Origin of the sequence: Streptomyces sp. NPDC059092, assembly GCF_042756365.1 — a bacterium.
Classification (GTDB): Bacteria; Actinomycetota; Actinomycetes; order Streptomycetales; family Streptomycetaceae; genus Streptomyces.
Genome location: NZ_JBHZEJ010000017.1, coordinates 1 through 14,699 on the forward strand (window position 1 = coordinate 1; position 14,699 = coordinate 14,699).

At 72.1% G+C, this 14,699-nt stretch carries 15 protein-coding genes; 3 read left to right on the forward strand and 12 right to left on the reverse strand.

The features are described from left to right. Positions 1-79 precede the first annotated feature (79 nt). The 9 genes from ACFXPL_RS12930 to ACFXPL_RS12970 all read right to left on the reverse strand — a co-directional run bounded on the left by ACFXPL_RS12930 (position 80) and on the right by ACFXPL_RS12970 (position 8,251). Positions 80-925 carry an ABC transporter ATP-binding protein gene (locus tag ACFXPL_RS12930; RefSeq protein ID WP_384917035.1) on the reverse strand — a complete coding sequence of 282 codons (846 nt, stop codon included), beginning with the start codon at positions 923-925 and terminating at the stop codon, positions 80-82. A 13-nt stretch (positions 926-938) separates the two neighbouring features. After that, complete coding sequence (locus ACFXPL_RS12935; RefSeq protein ID WP_384917038.1) at positions 939-1,961, reverse strand: ABC transporter substrate-binding protein; 1,023 nt, start codon at positions 1,959-1,961, stop codon at positions 939-941. A gap of 115 nt (positions 1,962-2,076) precedes the next feature. Further along, positions 2,077-2,931 (reverse strand): ABC transporter permease, encoded by an 855-nt coding sequence (locus ACFXPL_RS12940; protein WP_384917041.1) that lies wholly within the window; start codon positions 2,929-2,931, stop codon positions 2,077-2,079. A 215-nt stretch (positions 2,932-3,146) separates the two neighbouring features. Beyond that, complete coding sequence (locus ACFXPL_RS12945) at positions 3,147-3,677, reverse strand: GAF domain-containing protein (RefSeq protein ID WP_384917044.1); 531 nt, start codon at positions 3,675-3,677, stop codon at positions 3,147-3,149. Positions 3,678-3,717: 40 nt separating this feature from the next. Next, a complete protein-coding gene (locus ACFXPL_RS12950; protein WP_384917046.1) occupies positions 3,718-4,395 on the reverse strand; it encodes an ATP/GTP-binding protein in 678 nt (225 codons plus the stop codon). Then, positions 4,373-4,744 (reverse strand): DUF742 domain-containing protein, encoded by a 372-nt coding sequence (locus ACFXPL_RS12955; RefSeq protein WP_384917049.1) that lies wholly within the window; start codon positions 4,742-4,744, stop codon positions 4,373-4,375. Before ACFXPL_RS12955 ends, ACFXPL_RS12950 begins: the two co-directional genes overlap by 23 nt. A 2-nt stretch (positions 4,745-4,746) precedes the next feature. Then, complete coding sequence (locus tag ACFXPL_RS12960) at positions 4,747-5,184, reverse strand: roadblock/LC7 domain-containing protein (protein ID WP_384917052.1); 438 nt, start codon at positions 5,182-5,184, stop codon at positions 4,747-4,749. Between the two features lie 7 nt (positions 5,185-5,191). Next, positions 5,192-7,039, reverse strand: a complete 1,848-nt coding sequence (locus tag ACFXPL_RS12965; RefSeq protein ID WP_384917055.1) for a sensor histidine kinase — start codon at positions 7,037-7,039, stop codon at positions 5,192-5,194. A gap of 312 nt (positions 7,040-7,351) precedes the next feature. Beyond that, positions 7,352-8,251, reverse strand: a complete 900-nt coding sequence (locus tag ACFXPL_RS12970; protein ID WP_384917058.1) for an SIS domain-containing protein — start codon at positions 8,249-8,251, stop codon at positions 7,352-7,354. 173 nt (positions 8,252-8,424) lie between these two features. Here ACFXPL_RS12970 and ACFXPL_RS12975 point away from each other — a divergent pair, with 173 nt between their 5' ends. Beyond that, complete coding sequence (locus ACFXPL_RS12975) at positions 8,425-9,207, forward strand: DeoR/GlpR family DNA-binding transcription regulator (protein ID WP_384917060.1); 783 nt, start codon at positions 8,425-8,427, stop codon at positions 9,205-9,207. Between the two features lie 113 nt (positions 9,208-9,320). On the opposite strand, the gene ACFXPL_RS12980 is transcribed toward ACFXPL_RS12975, so the two are convergent. Beyond that, positions 9,321-10,589, reverse strand: coding sequence for an MBL fold metallo-hydrolase (locus tag ACFXPL_RS12980; RefSeq protein WP_384917063.1), 1,269 nt, complete (start codon positions 10,587-10,589; stop codon positions 9,321-9,323). Between the two features lie 392 nt (positions 10,590-10,981). Here ACFXPL_RS12980 and ACFXPL_RS12985 point away from each other — a divergent pair, with 392 nt between their 5' ends. Then, positions 10,982-11,860: a carbohydrate kinase family protein gene (locus ACFXPL_RS12985; RefSeq protein WP_384917321.1), complete on the forward strand. Its 879-nt coding sequence runs from the start codon at positions 10,982-10,984 to the stop codon at positions 11,858-11,860. Positions 11,861-11,943: 83 nt separating this feature from the next. On the opposite strand, the gene ACFXPL_RS12990 is transcribed toward ACFXPL_RS12985, so the two are convergent. Together ACFXPL_RS12990 and ACFXPL_RS12995 are read right to left on the reverse strand one after the other, a co-directional pair. Further along, entirely contained in the window at positions 11,944-13,071 is a 1,128-nt protein-coding gene (locus tag ACFXPL_RS12990; RefSeq protein ID WP_384917325.1) for a DUF6745 domain-containing protein, read from the reverse strand. 119 nt (positions 13,072-13,190) lie between these two features. Then, the gene (locus tag ACFXPL_RS12995) at positions 13,191-13,529 is read right to left on the reverse strand and encodes a hypothetical protein (RefSeq protein WP_384917066.1); all 339 of its coding nucleotides are present in this window, start codon (positions 13,527-13,529) and stop codon (positions 13,191-13,193) included. 217 nt (positions 13,530-13,746) lie between these two features. On the opposite strand from ACFXPL_RS12995, the gene ACFXPL_RS13000 reads away from it, so the two are divergent. Then, the gene (locus ACFXPL_RS13000) at positions 13,747-14,697 is read left to right on the forward strand and encodes an STM4015 family protein (protein WP_384917068.1); all 951 of its coding nucleotides are present in this window, start codon (positions 13,747-13,749) and stop codon (positions 14,695-14,697) included. Positions 14,698-14,699: the final 2 nt, after the last annotated feature.

A 14,699-nucleotide genomic window follows, 5' to 3' on the forward strand; every position in this document is an offset into this window, starting at 1 on the left:
CGCCCCGACCGGCGCGTGGCTCGCCCGTATGCGCGGCCGGTCAGCGGAACCGGCGTCAGGGCCCCGACGGCGCGGCGCGTCACTCCGGCGCGGAAGCCGCCCCCAGCAGTCCTCGGATCCTGGTCGTCGCCGTGCGGAACTCGGGGCGCCCGAGCGTCTGCGTGTACTCCCGTTCCGCCGGCAGTCCCACGTCGATGATCTCCGTGATCGTGCCGGGGCGCGGGCTCATCACCACCACCCGCTGGGCCAGATAGGCCGCTTCCGAGATGGAGTGGGTCACGAGCAGCACGGTGGTGCCGGTCTCGCGCCAGATGCGGTTCAGCTCCATGTTGAGCTGCTCCCGCGTCAGCGCGTCGAGCGCCCCGAAGGGCTCGTCCATCAACAGCACGGGCGGCGCGTGGAGCAGCGCCCGGCAGAGCGCGACGCGCTGCTGCATGCCGCCGGAGAGTTCGTGCGGATACGCGTCCTCGAACCCGGTGAGCCCGGTCATCGCGATGAGTTCGTCCGCGCGCTCGCGGGCCGCGGCGGCGTCCGTCCGCCGTATCTCCGCCTGGAGCAGGATGTTGCGGCGGGCGGTGCGCCATTCCAGCAGCGCGGCGCGCTGGAACACATAGCCGATGTCGTGCCGAGGCCCCTCGACCGGCCGGCCGTGCAGCCGTACGGCGCCCTCGGACGCGGTCAGCAGGCCCGCCACGAGTTTGAGGAGTGTGGACTTGCCGCAGCCGGATGGCCCGACGAGAGCGACGAACTCCCCGGGCGCCACATCGAGCGAGACCTCGTGCAAGGCGGTGACCTCGCGTTTCTTCGTACGGAACCGGACCGCCACCTGGTCCAGGCTGACCGCGGGCGCGCCCGGGGGCAAGGTGGTGTGGGGCGCGCCGTCCTGCCGCGCCGCCGGATCCTGGAGCTTCGCGTTCCTGGCCATGGTGTGTTCCGCCCTATCCCTTCAGCGCCGTGCCGCTGTCCCAGTACTCCTGTACGGCCTTCGGGCTCTTCACCAGACCGGCCCGCGCGAAGATGTCGATGGTCCGCTGCCAGTCGCCCTCGGTGTTGACACCCGGGGCGCTGCCGCGTGTCTCGTCGGTGTGCAGCAGGGTCACCGTCGTGGTGAACTGCTCCGACAGGACGTTCGCTGGCGGCAGTTGCTCCGAGGCCCCGCCCATCGCGGCGACAGCCGGCCCGGGCGCCTTCTCGGCCGCCGCCCACGACTCGCTGACGGCCCGCACCATGCGCCGGGCCAGGTCGCCCCGCTCGGCGAGGATCTGCCGGCCGGCGATCAGTCCGTTGGAGTAGAAGTTGAGCCCGTGGTCGGAGAAGCGGAGGTACGAGACCTCCTTCTTGGCCTTGTCCTTCATGGTCGGGCCCTGGTCGCTGGCGTAGCCGAGCAGCGCGTCCGTCTTTCCCGAGATCACCGCGGCGATCTTGCCCGCCGGGTCCGTGTTCTGGACCGTGACGTCCGACTCCTTCAGCCCGTTCTTCTCCAGGAAGATCGGGAAGGTCTTGGTGAGCGCGTCACCCGCCGTGCCCGCGATGGTCTTGCCCTTGAGGTCGGCCGGCGTGTCGACGTTCTCGCTCTCGAAGAACTGCACGGACGACGGCGTCGTCTGGAGGAAGACCCCGAGGCTCTTCACCCGGACGCCCTGGTCCACCCCGCTGAGCACGGCGGGGGTGTCGGCCCAGCCGAAGTCGGTCTGTCCGGCGGCGGTCGCCTGCACGGTCTTCTGCGAACCCTGGCCGGCCCTGATCGTCAGATCGATGCCGTGCTTCTCGAAGATCTTCCGCTGCTTGCCGTAGTAGAACGGCGCGTGTTCGCCGTACGGATACCAGTTGAGCGTCAGGGTCACCTCGTCGAGCTTCTTGCCGGAGTCACTGGTGGTGGTCCCCGCGCCGTCCTCTCCACAGGCGGTGGCGGCGATCAGGAACAGCGGTACGAGGCCGATCAGGAGTCTGCGCGGGTGCATGGCTTGGCCCTTCCCGGAACGGGGGCGAGTCGTGCTCAGTACATGTCGTGCCCAGTACGTGCCGCGCGCCGTGCGGGTCGTGCGCGGTGCGGGTCGTGCGCGGTGCGGGTCGTGCTCAGTAGGTGGTGGTGACGTCGGGGTCCCGACGGCTCGCGTGCCAGGGCAGCAGCAGCCTCTCGGCGGCCTCGACCAGTGCGAAGAGGACAACACCGATCAGCGACATGACGAGGAGACCCGCGAAGAGCATCGGGGTGTCGAGATTGCCGTTCGCCTGGAGGATCACATAGCCGAGACCCTCGTTGGCGCCGACGAACTCACCGACGACCGCACCCGTCACCGCGAGGGTCACGGCGACCTTGAGCCCGGAGAAGAGATGGGGCAGCGAGGCCGGGAAGCGGATCTTGACAAAGGTCTGCCAGGGTTTCGCGCCCATCGTCGCGGAGAGCTGGAGCATCTCCGGATCGACCGCCTTGAGACCGGTCACCATCGAGATCACCACAGGGAAGAAGGCGATGAGGACGGCGATCAGGATCTTCGGGGTGATCCCGAAGCCGAGCCAGACAACGAACAGCGGTGCGACGGCGATCTTCGGCACGACCTGGGCGAAGAGCAGCAGGGGGTAGAGCGTGCGCTCCACGGCCGACGAGCGGACCATCACCACCGCGGCGAGCACACCGACCACGGCGGCGATGAGGAAGCCGAGCAGTGTCTCGTACGTCGTCACCCAGGTGTGCTGCCAGAGGTAACCCGCCTTCCCCGTCAGCACGTCGAGCGTGGCACCGGGCGAGGGGACGAGATACGGCTCGACCAGCTCGGCGGCGGCGATCGCCCACCAGAGCACACCACAGCCGACCAGAAGTGCGGCGGGGCGTTTACCGGCCTCGACGACGCGGGCGATCCGCTCCCCGGCACCCGGTCTGACACGCTGCGGCGCGGGGGAAGGAGGGGCGGGCAGGACGCTCTGGCTCACTGTGAACTCCTCGGGCCAACCGGGTAGTTGTCACGTGCGCTGCGCCTTGGGGGGACACTCTTCGGGGGACCTGCCGCGAAGTGCTTCGGCCGACGCTCGGCCCGGACTCGGAGGCCGGGACCCGGAAAGGACCGAGACCCGGAAAGCGCTTTCCGGCAGGATGATCCGTCACGCTAGTGACTGCCCGTCCGTGTGGTCAAGAGGCTGTTCCGAGGTTAGGCCAGGCCGTCCTCCCTGCGGTGGATCTGCGACATCAGTTGCGCCGCGCACGCCTTGATGGTGTCGAGCCCGGCGCGCCCCCACCGGCGCGGCTCGGTGTCGGCCACACAGACGGTGCCCAGCGCCATCCCCGTACGGTCGATGAGGGGTGCTCCGAGGTAGGAGCGGATGCCGGTCTCGTCCACGAGCGCGTTCCCGGCGAAGCGGGGGAAGTCGCGGACGTCCTCCAGGACCAGCGCCTTGCGCCGTACCACCACATAGGGGCAGTAGCCGTGGTCACGGGACTTGTGGCGCTCCTCGGCCCAGCCTTGTGGGGTGTGCAGTCCGGCGAAGAACTGCCGTTCCTCGTCGAGGAAGTTGACCATGGCGTAGGGAGCGCCCGCCATCTGTGCCATCTGCCCGGCGAAGGCGTCGAGGGCCGGTTCCGGGCGTTCGCCGAGCCCGAGCCCGCGCAGCCGCACCGCGCGCTGGGGCGCTTCCTGGTCGACGGGGGTGAGCAGCAGCCGGGCGATCGGGTCGTACCTCATCCGCACACTCCGTCGCTCGGGACGATCGCCGCCGACGGCCTCATTCGGCAAGCTCCGGTGCCGGAGCCGGCGCGAAGGCCACCGGGGACTCCCGGTACGGGACCGGGGTCGCGGAGGGAGACGGCGTGGGGGCCGGGGACGCCGTGAGGAGATGCTGGACGAGTGTGACCAGCGTCCGGATGCCGGAGCTGGCGATACGGGCGTCGCAGAGCACGATCGGCACCTCCGGTTTGAGGTCTATCGCGGCCCGCACCTCCTCCGGGTCGTAACGGTACGAGCCGTCGAACTCGTTGACGGCGACGACGAACCCGATGCCGCGCTGTTCGAAGAAGTCCACCGCGGAGAAGGAGTAGTCGAGCCGCCGGGTGTCGGCGAGCACGATCGCGCCGAGCGCGCCCCGGGAGAGTTCGTCCCACATGAACCAGAAGCGTTCCTGTCCTGGCGTGCCGAAGAGGTACAGCACATGCCGTTCGTCGAGCGTCAGCCGGCCGAAGTCCATCGCGACCGTGGTCGATGTCTTGGTCTCGACACCGGTCAGGTCGTCGGTCGCGGCGCTGACCTGGGTCAGCAACTCCTCCGTACTGAGAGGCGCGATCTCGCTGACCGCCCCCACGAAGGTCGTCTTGCCGACGCCGAACCCGCCCGCGACAAGGACCTTCAGGGCGGTGGGAAAGGGCTGGGAGCCGGAATAGGGGTCAGAGCTGTCGTCGTAGACCATCGAGCACTGCCTCCAGCAGGAAACGGTCGGTGGGGTGGTCGAAGGTGTCCGGCGGCCGTGCGGTGATCGCCCCGCACTCCACCAGATCGGAGAGGAGGACTTTGGTCACCGTCACGGGGAGCCGGAGGTGCGCGGCGATCTCCGCGACGGAGGTCGGCCCCGCGCACAGGACGACGGCCTGGGTGTGCTCGGGGCCGAGGTGCGGCTGTGGCAGCGTCCCGGTGGAGACCACGAGCGTCAGCAGGTCGAGGGCCGCCGTCGGGCGGGTCCGGCCGCCGCTCACGGTGTACGGGCGGATGAGCCGGCCCGCCGCGTCGTCGAGCCACGGCCCGTCCGTGGACAGGGGCACGGTCAGTGCCCCGTGGCGCTCGGTGTGACACCGGCCCCGTGCCGCAGTGGCGTCGCCAGATAGGGCCGTACGCTCTTGACCAGCATCGCCATCTCGTAGCCGAGGACCGCGGCGTCCGCCTCGCGGCCCGCCAGCACGGCCAGACAGGTGCCGGACCCCGCCGTGGAGACGAAGAGCAGGGTGGAGTCCAGCTCCACGACGACCTGGCGGACCTCACCGCCGTCACCGAACCGGATGCCCGCGCTGCGGCCCAGCGAGTAGAGGCCGGAGGAGAGGGCCGCCATGTGGTCGGCGCTGTCGGGGTCCAGGCCGTGTACGGACCTCACCAGTCCGTCGGAGGAGAGCAGCACCGCGCTGCGGGTGTACGGGACTCGCTGGACCAGACCGCTCAACAGCCAGTCGAGGTCGGAGACATGGCCGGTCGGCACATCGCTCGCCATGGTGAATCTACTCCTTGGGGGTGGTGTCGTGGCGCGGTGATTCCGGCAGTTCGGAAGGGGGTGCCGCTCCCGTGGGCCGCGTGGTGGGCTGGGATTCGGCGAGGCCGATGCCCCGCCGGAAGGCGGCCATCAGACCGGGATCGTGGAGCGCGGGCTCACCGGCGGGGGCCGGCGCGGGGGCGTCCCGTAACTGCGGTACGAGGTGTTCCTGCCCCCGGCGCCTGGGCAGGAGTGGCCGGCTCGCGGGACCGCGGATCATGCCGTCGCCGGTGGGTTCGACGGCGGGCCTGACCGGGATCACGGGGCCGGGCGGCTGCTCGGGCCGCCCGGCGTGGCGGGCGCCGGGGCGGGCGTCGGCGGGGGTGGGCCGCTCGGCGTGGGCGGTCCGTACGGGCAGGGGCGCGGGCCCGCCGGGAGCCGCCGGGGACGGCGGGGCGGGCGGCGCGGGCGGGGGCGCCGACGGATACGCGGGCGGCTGGGTGGTGCTCTCCTGTACGGGAGGGCCCTGCGCGGGAGGGGCCGGTGCCGGGGAGCCCTGTGCCGGAGAACCTTGTACGGGAGAGACGTCCGGCTCCGGCCGCCCGGCGTGATCCGGGTGGTCGCCGGGGTCGGCGCCGAGCAGCGTCCGCGGCAGTACCAGTACGGCCTGGATCCCGCCGTAGATGTTGGTCTGGAGCCGGACCGCGATCCCGTGCCTGCGGGCCAGTGCGGACACCACGAACAGGCCGATCCGCCCGTCCTGGAGGAGGTGCGCGACATTGACCTGGTCCGGGTCGGTGAGCAGCGCGTTCATCTTCTTCTGCTCGGTGAGGTGCATGCCGAGCCCCCGGTCCTCCACCTCGATCGCCAGCCCGGCCGTCACCTGCTGGGCGCGGAGCAGCACTTGGGTGTGCGGGGACGAGAACAGGGTGGCGTTCTCGACCAGTTCGGCCAGCAGATGGATGACGTCGGCGACGGCGTGGCCGCGCAGGCTGCCCTCGATCGGCGGTACCAGCTTGACCCGTGGATACTGCTCGACCTCGGCGATGGCGGAGCGCAGGACCTCGGTCAGGGTGACCGGTCTGCTCCACTGCCGCCGGGAGATCGCCCCGCCGAGGACGGCCAGGTTCTCGGCGTGCCGGCGGATCCGGGTCGCGAGATGGTCGACCTGGAAGAGACCTTTCAGCAGCTCCGGGTCCTCGACCTCGTTCTCCAGGTCGTCCAGCAACTGGATCTCGCGGTGGACGAGGGACTGAAGGCGGCGGGCCAGGTTGACGAAGACTTCCACCTTCTGTTCGTTGCCGACGCTGCTGGAGAGCCGCGACGCCTGGGTCACGGCGCCGATCGCGGCCTCGTGGGAGCGGCCGAGTTCCGCCGCGAGCAGGTCGAACTCGTCGCCGCCGTGGCCGGTCGCGGTGGGCGGCGCGGGGCGCGCGGGCACGCGTTCGCCCCGTCCTAGCTGCTCGACGACGGCGCGCAGTTCGGCCTGCCGGCGCGCGCCGGCGCGGCGCAGCGCGTTGCACCGGCCGAGGACGGTCCGCGCGGTGCGGTCGGCTCCCAGGGCCGCCGCCGCGATGGCCGCGAAGGCGAGCAGCGCGGTGCCGAACAGGGCCGTCCAGACCGGGACGGTGGGTTCCGCCGTGGTGGTGCGCAGGACGAGCACCACGGCCGCCGCGCCGCTCAGCGAGGCGACTATCGCGGGCAGGACGGCGGTGCGCAGGAGTTCGGCGCGCAGGAGGTGCGGCCGTATACGGGCGTCCGGCGGGGTCGCCGCGTCCGCCCGGGCCGCGGACGGGAGCGACCGGGAGCCGGGGCGGCCGTGCCGCCCGCCCTCTCGGCGTTCCGGCCGCGCGACGGGTGCGCGAAGTTGAGACATCTGTGTCCTCGGTACGTGGGGCCCCAGGATCGGCATGCGTGCTGGTGCTGGTGCGGCGGCGGTCTTCTGGTTCACGGCGCAGCGGCAGGACCGGCGCATGCCGGATGAGCCCTCCGTTGATCACCGAGCACACACGGTAGTCGCCAAGCGGTCATTCACGGCGGGCAGTTGACAAAGTTGCCCACAGAGCATCCCGCTCCGGTATGAGGCATCGCACATCAGCCCGAAATAGCCCAGGGGCGACACGCGTTCGGCCCGGTGCGAGGCACCGGGCCGAATCGTCGCGCTCAACTCCCTTTCCGGGACGGCTCCCTACGACGCCGGGAGGATCACCGAGCGGGTGAGGTGGCGCGGGCTGTCCGGGTCGAGTCCGCGCCGCCCCGCGAGCGCGAGGGCGAGCCGCTGGACCCGTACCAGTTCGGCCAGCGGGTCGAGGCCGCCCGCCACCCACAGCCCGCCGGTCGCCGTGACCTGCTCCGCCAGGCCGTCGGGGGCGTCCCCGAGCATCCAGGTCGCCGTGCCCTCGGTGGTGATGCTGATCGGGCCGTGCCGGTACTCCATCGCCGGGTACGCCTCGGTCCAGGAGAGCGAGGCCTCCCGCATCTTGAGGGCGCCCTCCTCGGCGAGCCCGACCGACCAGCCCCGGCCGAGGAAGGTGAACTGGGTGCACTCCAGGAGGGAGTCGGGCAGCGGCTGCGCGAGGGCCGTCTCCCCGTCCACGGCCACGGCGTCGCTGTGCAGCCCGAGACGGGCCCGGAGCAGCGTGAGCGCCGTGGTCGCGAAGCGGGTCTGGACGACGGACCGTTCGTCGGCGAAGTCCAGGACGATCAGGTCGTCGGCGGCGTCCCGGATCGGCGTGGCCGGGTCCGCGGTGATCGCGGTCGTACGGGTCGTGCCACGGACATCCGCGAGCAGGGCGAGCACCTCGGTGGTCGTGCCGGAACGGGTCAGGGCCACGATCCGGTCGTAGCGGCGGCCCGAAGGGAACTCGGAGGCGGCGAAGGCGTCGGTCTCCCCCTGCCCCGCGCCCTCCCGGAGGGCCGCGTAGGCACGGGCCATGAAGTACGAGGTGCCGCAGCCGACGACGGCGACGCGCTCCCCGGGCGCGGGCAGCGCGTCGATCACCTTCCGGTCGTCGGCGAGCGCGGCGGCCCGGCGCCAGCAGGCGGGCTGGTCGGCCAGTTCGGTCTCCACATGTGTCGCCTGAGCCATGTGTGCTCTCCGCTCCCGGTCCCATGACCGTTCATTACGTAAGGATGATTTTTTCTGCATGTTAGAGCAGCATTCCAATCAGAAACAAGCATCACCTTGCACGGTACGCTCAGGGGCGGCCCGGGAGCAGGCAGGACCCGGCCGGTCGACGTCGAGAAGGATGCGGTGATGCGGTGAATCGCCACGAGCGGCACACGGCCCTGCTGGAGTTGCTGACCGAGCGGCACCAGGTCGAGGTCGAGGCCGTCGCCGCCGAGCTGGGGGTGTCCGTCGCGACCGTACGCCGCGACCTCGACCACCTCGCCGAGCAGCAGTTGCTGACGCGCACCCGGGGCGGTGCGGTGGCCCACTCCGTCGCGTACGAACTGCCCCTGCGCTACAAGGCGGTGCGGCACGCCTCGGAGAAGGAGCGCATCGCGCGGGCGGCGGCGGCGATGGTCGAGCCGGGGATGGTCGTCGGGCTGAACGGCGGTACGACGACGACGGAGGTGGCCCGCGCCATCGCCACCCGCGCCGATCTCAGGGGCTCGGCCGAGGAACCGGCGGTCACGCTCGTCACGAACGCGCTGAACATCGCCCATGAGCTGGCGGTACGGCCGCACATCAAGGTCGTCACGACGGGTGGGGTCGCGATGCACCAGTCGTACGAACTGGTCGGCCCGCTGGCCCGGCACATCCTGGGCGAGGTCAGTCTGGACCTCGCCTTCCTCGGGGTGGACGCCGTGGACGCGGAGGAGGGCGCGGGCGCGCACAGCGAGCACGAGGCGAGCGTCAACGCGCTGCTCGCCGAGCGGGCGCGGACGCTGGTGGTGGTGGCGGACAGCTCGAAGCTGGGCGCCCGCGCGTTCGCCAGGATCTGCCCGGTGGAGGACATCGGGACGCTGATCACCGACACGGGCGCGGCGCGGCGGACCGCCCGCTTCGAGGAGCGCGGGGTTCGGGTCGTCCTGGTGTGACGGTACGGAGCCGCGCCTCGCCGGGGCCTGGCCCACGGACGGGGCACGGCTCCGGTGGCGTACGCGGCCGTCGCCGCCGTACGCACGCCACCGGGGCCGTGCCCCGTCCGGTCCTACGCGGGTGACGCGCTCTCGGCCGTCTCCTCCGTCTTTCCCGTGGCGGGCTTCCCGGTGGCGGGCTTCCCGGTGGCCGCGACCGTCCCGGCCGAGGTGACCAGCGCGTCAGGGGCCGCCGCCGCGTACTCCGGCCAGCCTCCGGCCGGCGGGGCTGCCACCGAGCGCCACCACGGGGCGTCAGGGACCGCGCCCCCCGTGGGCTCGAAGGGCTGGCCGGGGCGCGGCAGCGCGAGTCCGGCGCCCGCCCCGGCGGCGGCCTCGACCGTGCCTTCGCCGGGCTCGGCCCACGGGTGCGGGGCGAGGTTGAACGTCCCCCAGTGGATCGGCATCATCACGCCGGAGGGCCGGCCGCCCTGGAGATCGAGATGGGCGCGCATGCCCTCGGCCGGGGTCATGTGGATGTCGGGCCAGTACTCGCTGTACGCACCGATCTGGATCATCGTGGCGTCGAAGGGCCCGTGCTCGGCGCCGATGTCCGTGAAGCCGGGGAAGTAGCCGGTGTCGCCGCTGTGGTAGATCCGGTGCTCGGGCCCCGCCACGACCCAGGAGGCCCAGAGGGTGTGCTGCTGATTGCGCAGACCGCGCCCGCAGAAATGACGTGCGGGGGTGGCGGTGAGGCGGATGCCGGCGACCTCGGTGGACTCGTTCCAGTCCAGCTCGCGCAGCCGGGACGCGGGCACGCCCCAGCTCTCCAGGTGGGCTCCGACGCCGAGCGGCACGGCGAAGAGGGTGTCGGTCGAGGCGAGGGCACGGATCGTGGGCAGATCGAGATGGTCGTAGTGGTCGTGGGAGATCACGACGACGTCGACCGGACCGAGCGCGGCGAGCGGTACGGGAACGGGGTGCAGCCGCTTCGGGCCGGCGAAGGAGTACGGCGAGCAGCGCTCACCCCACACCGGGTCGAAGAGCACCCGCCGGCCGTCGATCTCGGCGAGGACGCTCGAATGCCCCATCCAGGTGAGCCGCAGGCCCGAGGCCGGGGGCGCGGCCAGGTCGGCGAGGGTCGTGGGGTGCACGGGGATGGTGCCGATCGGGGAGCGCCGGGCCCGCGCCTCCTTCTGGAAGTAGATCTTCGCGAACTCGATCCCCGAGGCCCCGGACGGTCTGGTCCTTGCCCCCACGGGGTTCTGGAACACCCCGTCGGCGAAGTTCGGCGAGCGGTGGATCCGCTCCAGTCTCTCCCCCGCCGAGTCGGCCCCGAAGGCCGCGGATCGCAGCGAGCGCAGCCGGGAGCGCAACGAAAGGGGGGAACCAGCGCCTGTCACAGCACCTCCTGGAGGTTCGGTGTTGTCCCATTATGGACGGGAGTATTCATCGGTGCGGGGTGAAATGACTCGAATTGATCACTCCCACCCCCTCCCGCGTACGCCCGTCCAACGTTCGTCACTGCCCCGGGGATTCCCGCTCATGCCCCCGATTCGTGTGATCTCCCGGAGAGTTTCGCGTGCTCTCCCGGAGAGCGCCGGACGGCGAGGACAGGACGGGGACGCCATAGGGACGGGGCGGGGACGGGACGGCGGTGGAGCGGCGGGGGCGGTCCCTTCGCGGGGACGGGCGGTACGGCCATACTGGGGGCCGGTCGGACCGTCCGGACCGTGAAAGGGAGACTGTGACGCAGCCGCAGACCGATCAGAGCGACCAGTTCCGCCACGACGTGCTGGTCGTCGGGGGCAGCGGGGTGGATACCGTCGTCCGGGTCGATTCGCTGCCGGTGCCGCTCGCCGATTCCGTCCCGGTGGGGCCGATCCGTGAATGGGCCGGGCACACGGGTGGCAATGTGGCGCTGGGCTGCCGGAACTTGGGACTGAACGTCAAGTTCCTCGACTTCGTGGGCGATGACTGGACCGGCGTACAGGTCAGGGAGCGGCTCGCCGCGGGCGATGTGGACTTCGAGACGCTGATCTCGCCGGAAGGCACCCGGCGCGCGGTCAACCTCGTGGACAAGACAGGGCGCCGGATGTCCTTCCACGACGCCAGGGACCCCGAAGATCTGCGGATGCCGCGCGAGTTCTACCTGCCGCACCTGCGGCGCGCCCGTCACGTCCACCTCTCGATCACCCACTTCACCCGCTTCCTCTTCGACGACCTCGAAGCGCTCGGGGTCCCGGTCTCCACCGATCTGCACGACTGGGACGGACTCGACGACTACCACCGGGAGTTCGCCTTCCGCTCCGACCTGGTGTTCCTCAGCGCGGCCGGGGCGGGCGAGCGGATCGCCTCGGTGATGCGGGAGATCCTGCGCGAGGGACGGGCCGAGGCGGTGATCGCGACGGCGGGCGCGGGCGGCTCGTACCTGATGACCCGCGAGGGCGGGCGCACCCCGCGCCCGGTGCCCGCGACCGTCCCGCCCGCGCCGGTGGTGGACTCCAACGGCGCGGGTGACGCCTACGTCTGCGGATTCCTGTACGGGCGCCTCGCGGGCCTGGACCTCGAACGGAGCGCGGCGCTGGGCGCGATCGCCGGCGCGTACGCCTGTACGGCCGAGGGCGGCGAGGCTCTGATCGGCCGGGACGAGCTGCTCGCCGTCAAGGTGTGACGCCCCGGGGGCCGGGACCGCCGCATCCGCCGCTGCGCCCGGGCGCGCCCCCGTTCCGGGGCGGACGCCGCCCCCGGCGCGGCTCAGGTCTGGCGCGCCGGTGCGTACGCCTCCGCTTCGAGCCCGAACGTCCAGGCCACGCCCTCCCTCGCCGAGCGGACCGTGGGCGGCACCCGCAGCCAGTAGGTGCGGTGGGTGCCGTCCGGCTCCGGCGTGGAGTTGACCACCTCGACCATCGCGATGTCCTCGTCGCCGGTCAGCGCGATCCGCCACAGGACCCCGGTCTCGTCCCGGTGGACGGGGCGGGCGCCCGACTCGCTCAGATAGCGGTCGAAGCCGTAGTACTCCAGCATCACCCGGCGCAGCTCGGCGTTGGGCTCCTCGCGGATGCGCTCGGGGGTCAGCGAGGTCAGCTCTTCGAGGAACGCGGCGGGGACCGGCATCCCGCGCCAGGCGTACAGGGCGAAGCCGTCCGGGTAGGCGATGGCCGGACCGTCCCCCCGGTCCAGCCGCCCCGCCTCGTCGCGGTGGAGGACGGCGGGACGCTCGCAGATCACCACCGCGTGTGCGTACGGCCACCACCAGCCCGCGTGCCGCGCCACCTCGGCGAGGCCCGCCAGCCGCTCGCCCCGGCCGTCGAAGGCGGCGAGCCAGGCCGCGTCGTGCTGGCCCAGCACCGCGTCGAGCAGCACCGACCGGATCATGGCCCGCTCTCCGGGCGCACCCGCGTCGCCTGTTCCCTCCCCCCGCTCCTTCAGCGCCGGTCCCGGCGCCCCGGCCGGTCCGGTCCCTCCGGGCTCCGGGGTCTCCCCGGTGCCCTCCTCGACCGCGTCCAGGACACCGGCGCGTATCCGGTCGGCGAGCGCCCGGGTGACGTCCCAGAGCCGGGCCCCGGTGGCGTTCCAGAGCCGGGCCCCGGTGGCGTTCCAGTGCTGGGCCCAGCCGTCCGGGCCCAGCGTGTCGTGCACCCTGCGCCGCTCCTGCGCCCAGGGGTACGTGCGGACCTCGTCGCGCACGGACCGCCCGGCCCCGGTGAGCCGCAGCGCGGCCCGCGCGCCGGCCAGGGGCGATCCGGCCCAGATGATCCGCTCCGGTTCCGTGAGTCCCGCACTGCGGTAGGCGAGCCGTACCCCCTGCTCGGCGGCGCGCCGGTCCGCGGCGCCGGTCGCCGCCGCGACGGCCCGCCATGTGCTCATGTCGCTCGCCGTCATCGTCCCGCTCATCGTCATCGCCCCGCTCGCCGTCATCCCCGCCCGCCGTCCGCTGCTCGTTGTCCGCTGCCCGTTGTCACTGCCGTCATCGCCGCCCACCACGACGCCCCCGCGTCCGCTCAGTCCGCGACGACGCGCACCGCGCCCGGCACGTACTCGCGCTGGCGCACCACCCGGAACCAGCCCTTGGGCAGCGGTATCGCCGCGTGTTCCTCGTGCACCACCCGTCCGCCGTCCGGGAGGTGCAGGAACACCGGCCCCGCCATGTCGCCCGACTCCCGGATCAGCCGGCCGGGGCCCGGCACCGCGTGCGCGTGTCCTGTGACCTCGCCGAGCGCCAGGACCAGCCGGCCGCGCGCGTCCCTCGGCTCACCGGGCGCCTTCTCGGCTGCCACGAGATACGGCGGCACGGATTCCTCCGCGACGGGCACGATGAGCACGTCTCCCTGCCTGAACATGGCTCTCCCCTCGACCGGCGGCGCACGGTGCGCCGACCTGTGAACGACGCTAGGCGGAGGGTCTGACAACGCGGTCCCGGCCGCCCGGGGCCGCGCCCCACCGGCCGGCGTCGCACGGCCGGCCGGCCGTGCCCCGGCGACCGGAGTTGTCAGTGGCGCTTGGTAGAACTTCTCCACATCAGCCGATCACTGCCCGCCGGTGTCTGGAGCGTTCGTCATGACCGTCAATCACTACCTGCGGGAGCTGTGCGGCCTGCCCGTGTGCGGCTTCCCCGAACCCGATGGGACCGAGGAGCTGCCGGACGCGGACTCGGTGGCCTGGCGGATCTCGGTCGGTTCCTACGAGTCGCCGGAGGCGTGGGAGGAGGCGTTCGCCCGCTTCACGGCGAGCGTCGACACCACCGGCGTCAGGGCGCTGATCGTCGGTTCGTGGAGCGACGCGTACGAATCGGGCCCTGAGCCGGTGGTGTCGGCCCTGGTCGCGGCCCGCGAGCGGCTGCCCGGACTGCGGGCCCTGTTCATCGGTGACATGACGTCCATGGACTGCGAGATCTCCTGGATCAACCAGGGGCTGCTCACCCCGCTGCTGGACGCCTTCCCGGAGCTGGAGGAGTTCGGGGCGCGGGGCGGAAACGGCCTGAAGTTCCCCGCCGTACGGCACGAGCGGCTGCGCTCGCTCAGGATCGAGACGGGCGGCCTGCGGGCCGAGGTGGTCCGGGGCATCGGTGCGAGCGACCTGCCCGCGCTGGAGTCCCTGGATCTCTGGCTCGGCTCGGACGGCTACGGCGCGGACGCCACCGTGGCCGACCTGGCGCCCGTCCTGGCCGGTTCCCGGCTCCCCCGGCTGCGCCATCTGGCGTTGCGCAACAGCGTCATCCAGGACGAGATCGCGATCGCGCTGGCCGGCGCGCCCGTCGTGGCCCGTCTGGAGAGTCTGGACCTCTCGATGGGCACTCTCGGCGACGAGGGCGCGGAAGCCCTCATCGGCGGCCAGCCGCTCACCCATCTCAAGAAGCTCGACCTGCATCACCACTTCGTGAGCGAGGCGATGCGGGAGAGGCTGAGCGCCACGCTCGGCGCTGCCGGGGTGGAGGTCGACCTCTCGGAGGTCGAGGAAGCGGAGGACTGGGACGACATGGAGCACCGCTACGTGGCGGTGGCGGAGTAACG

Bases quoted from the DNA above. Each gene is read 5' to 3' on its own strand.
- ACFXPL_RS12945 (WP_384917044.1), bottom strand. From the start codon at position 3,677: ATGAGGTACGACCCGATCGCCCGGCTGCTGCTCACCCCCGTCGACCAG.
- ACFXPL_RS12960 (WP_384917052.1), bottom strand. From the start codon at position 5,184: ATGGCGAGCGATGTGCCGACCGGCCATGTCTCCGACCTCGACTGGCTG.
- ACFXPL_RS12930 (WP_384917035.1), bottom strand. From the start codon at position 925: ATGGCCAGGAACGCGAAGCTCCAGGATCCGGCGGCGCGGCAGGACGGC.
- ACFXPL_RS12990 (WP_384917325.1), bottom strand. From the start codon at position 13,071: ATGACGGCGAGCGACATGAGCACATGGCGGGCCGTCGCGGCGGCGACC.
- ACFXPL_RS12995 (WP_384917066.1), bottom strand. From the start codon at position 13,529: ATGTTCAGGCAGGGAGACGTGCTCATCGTGCCCGTCGCGGAGGAATCC.
- ACFXPL_RS13000 (WP_384917068.1), top strand. From the start codon at position 13,747: ATGACCGTCAATCACTACCTGCGGGAGCTGTGCGGCCTGCCCGTGTGC.
- ACFXPL_RS12950 (WP_384917046.1), bottom strand. From the start codon at position 4,395: ATGGTCTACGACGACAGCTCTGACCCCTATTCCGGCTCCCAGCCCTTT.
- ACFXPL_RS12965 (WP_384917055.1), bottom strand. From the start codon at position 7,039: ATGTCTCAACTTCGCGCACCCGTCGCGCGGCCGGAACGCCGAGAGGGC.
- ACFXPL_RS12970 (WP_384917058.1), bottom strand. From the start codon at position 8,251: ATGGCTCAGGCGACACATGTGGAGACCGAACTGGCCGACCAGCCCGCC.
- ACFXPL_RS12935 (WP_384917038.1), bottom strand. From the start codon at position 1,961: ATGCACCCGCGCAGACTCCTGATCGGCCTCGTACCGCTGTTCCTGATC.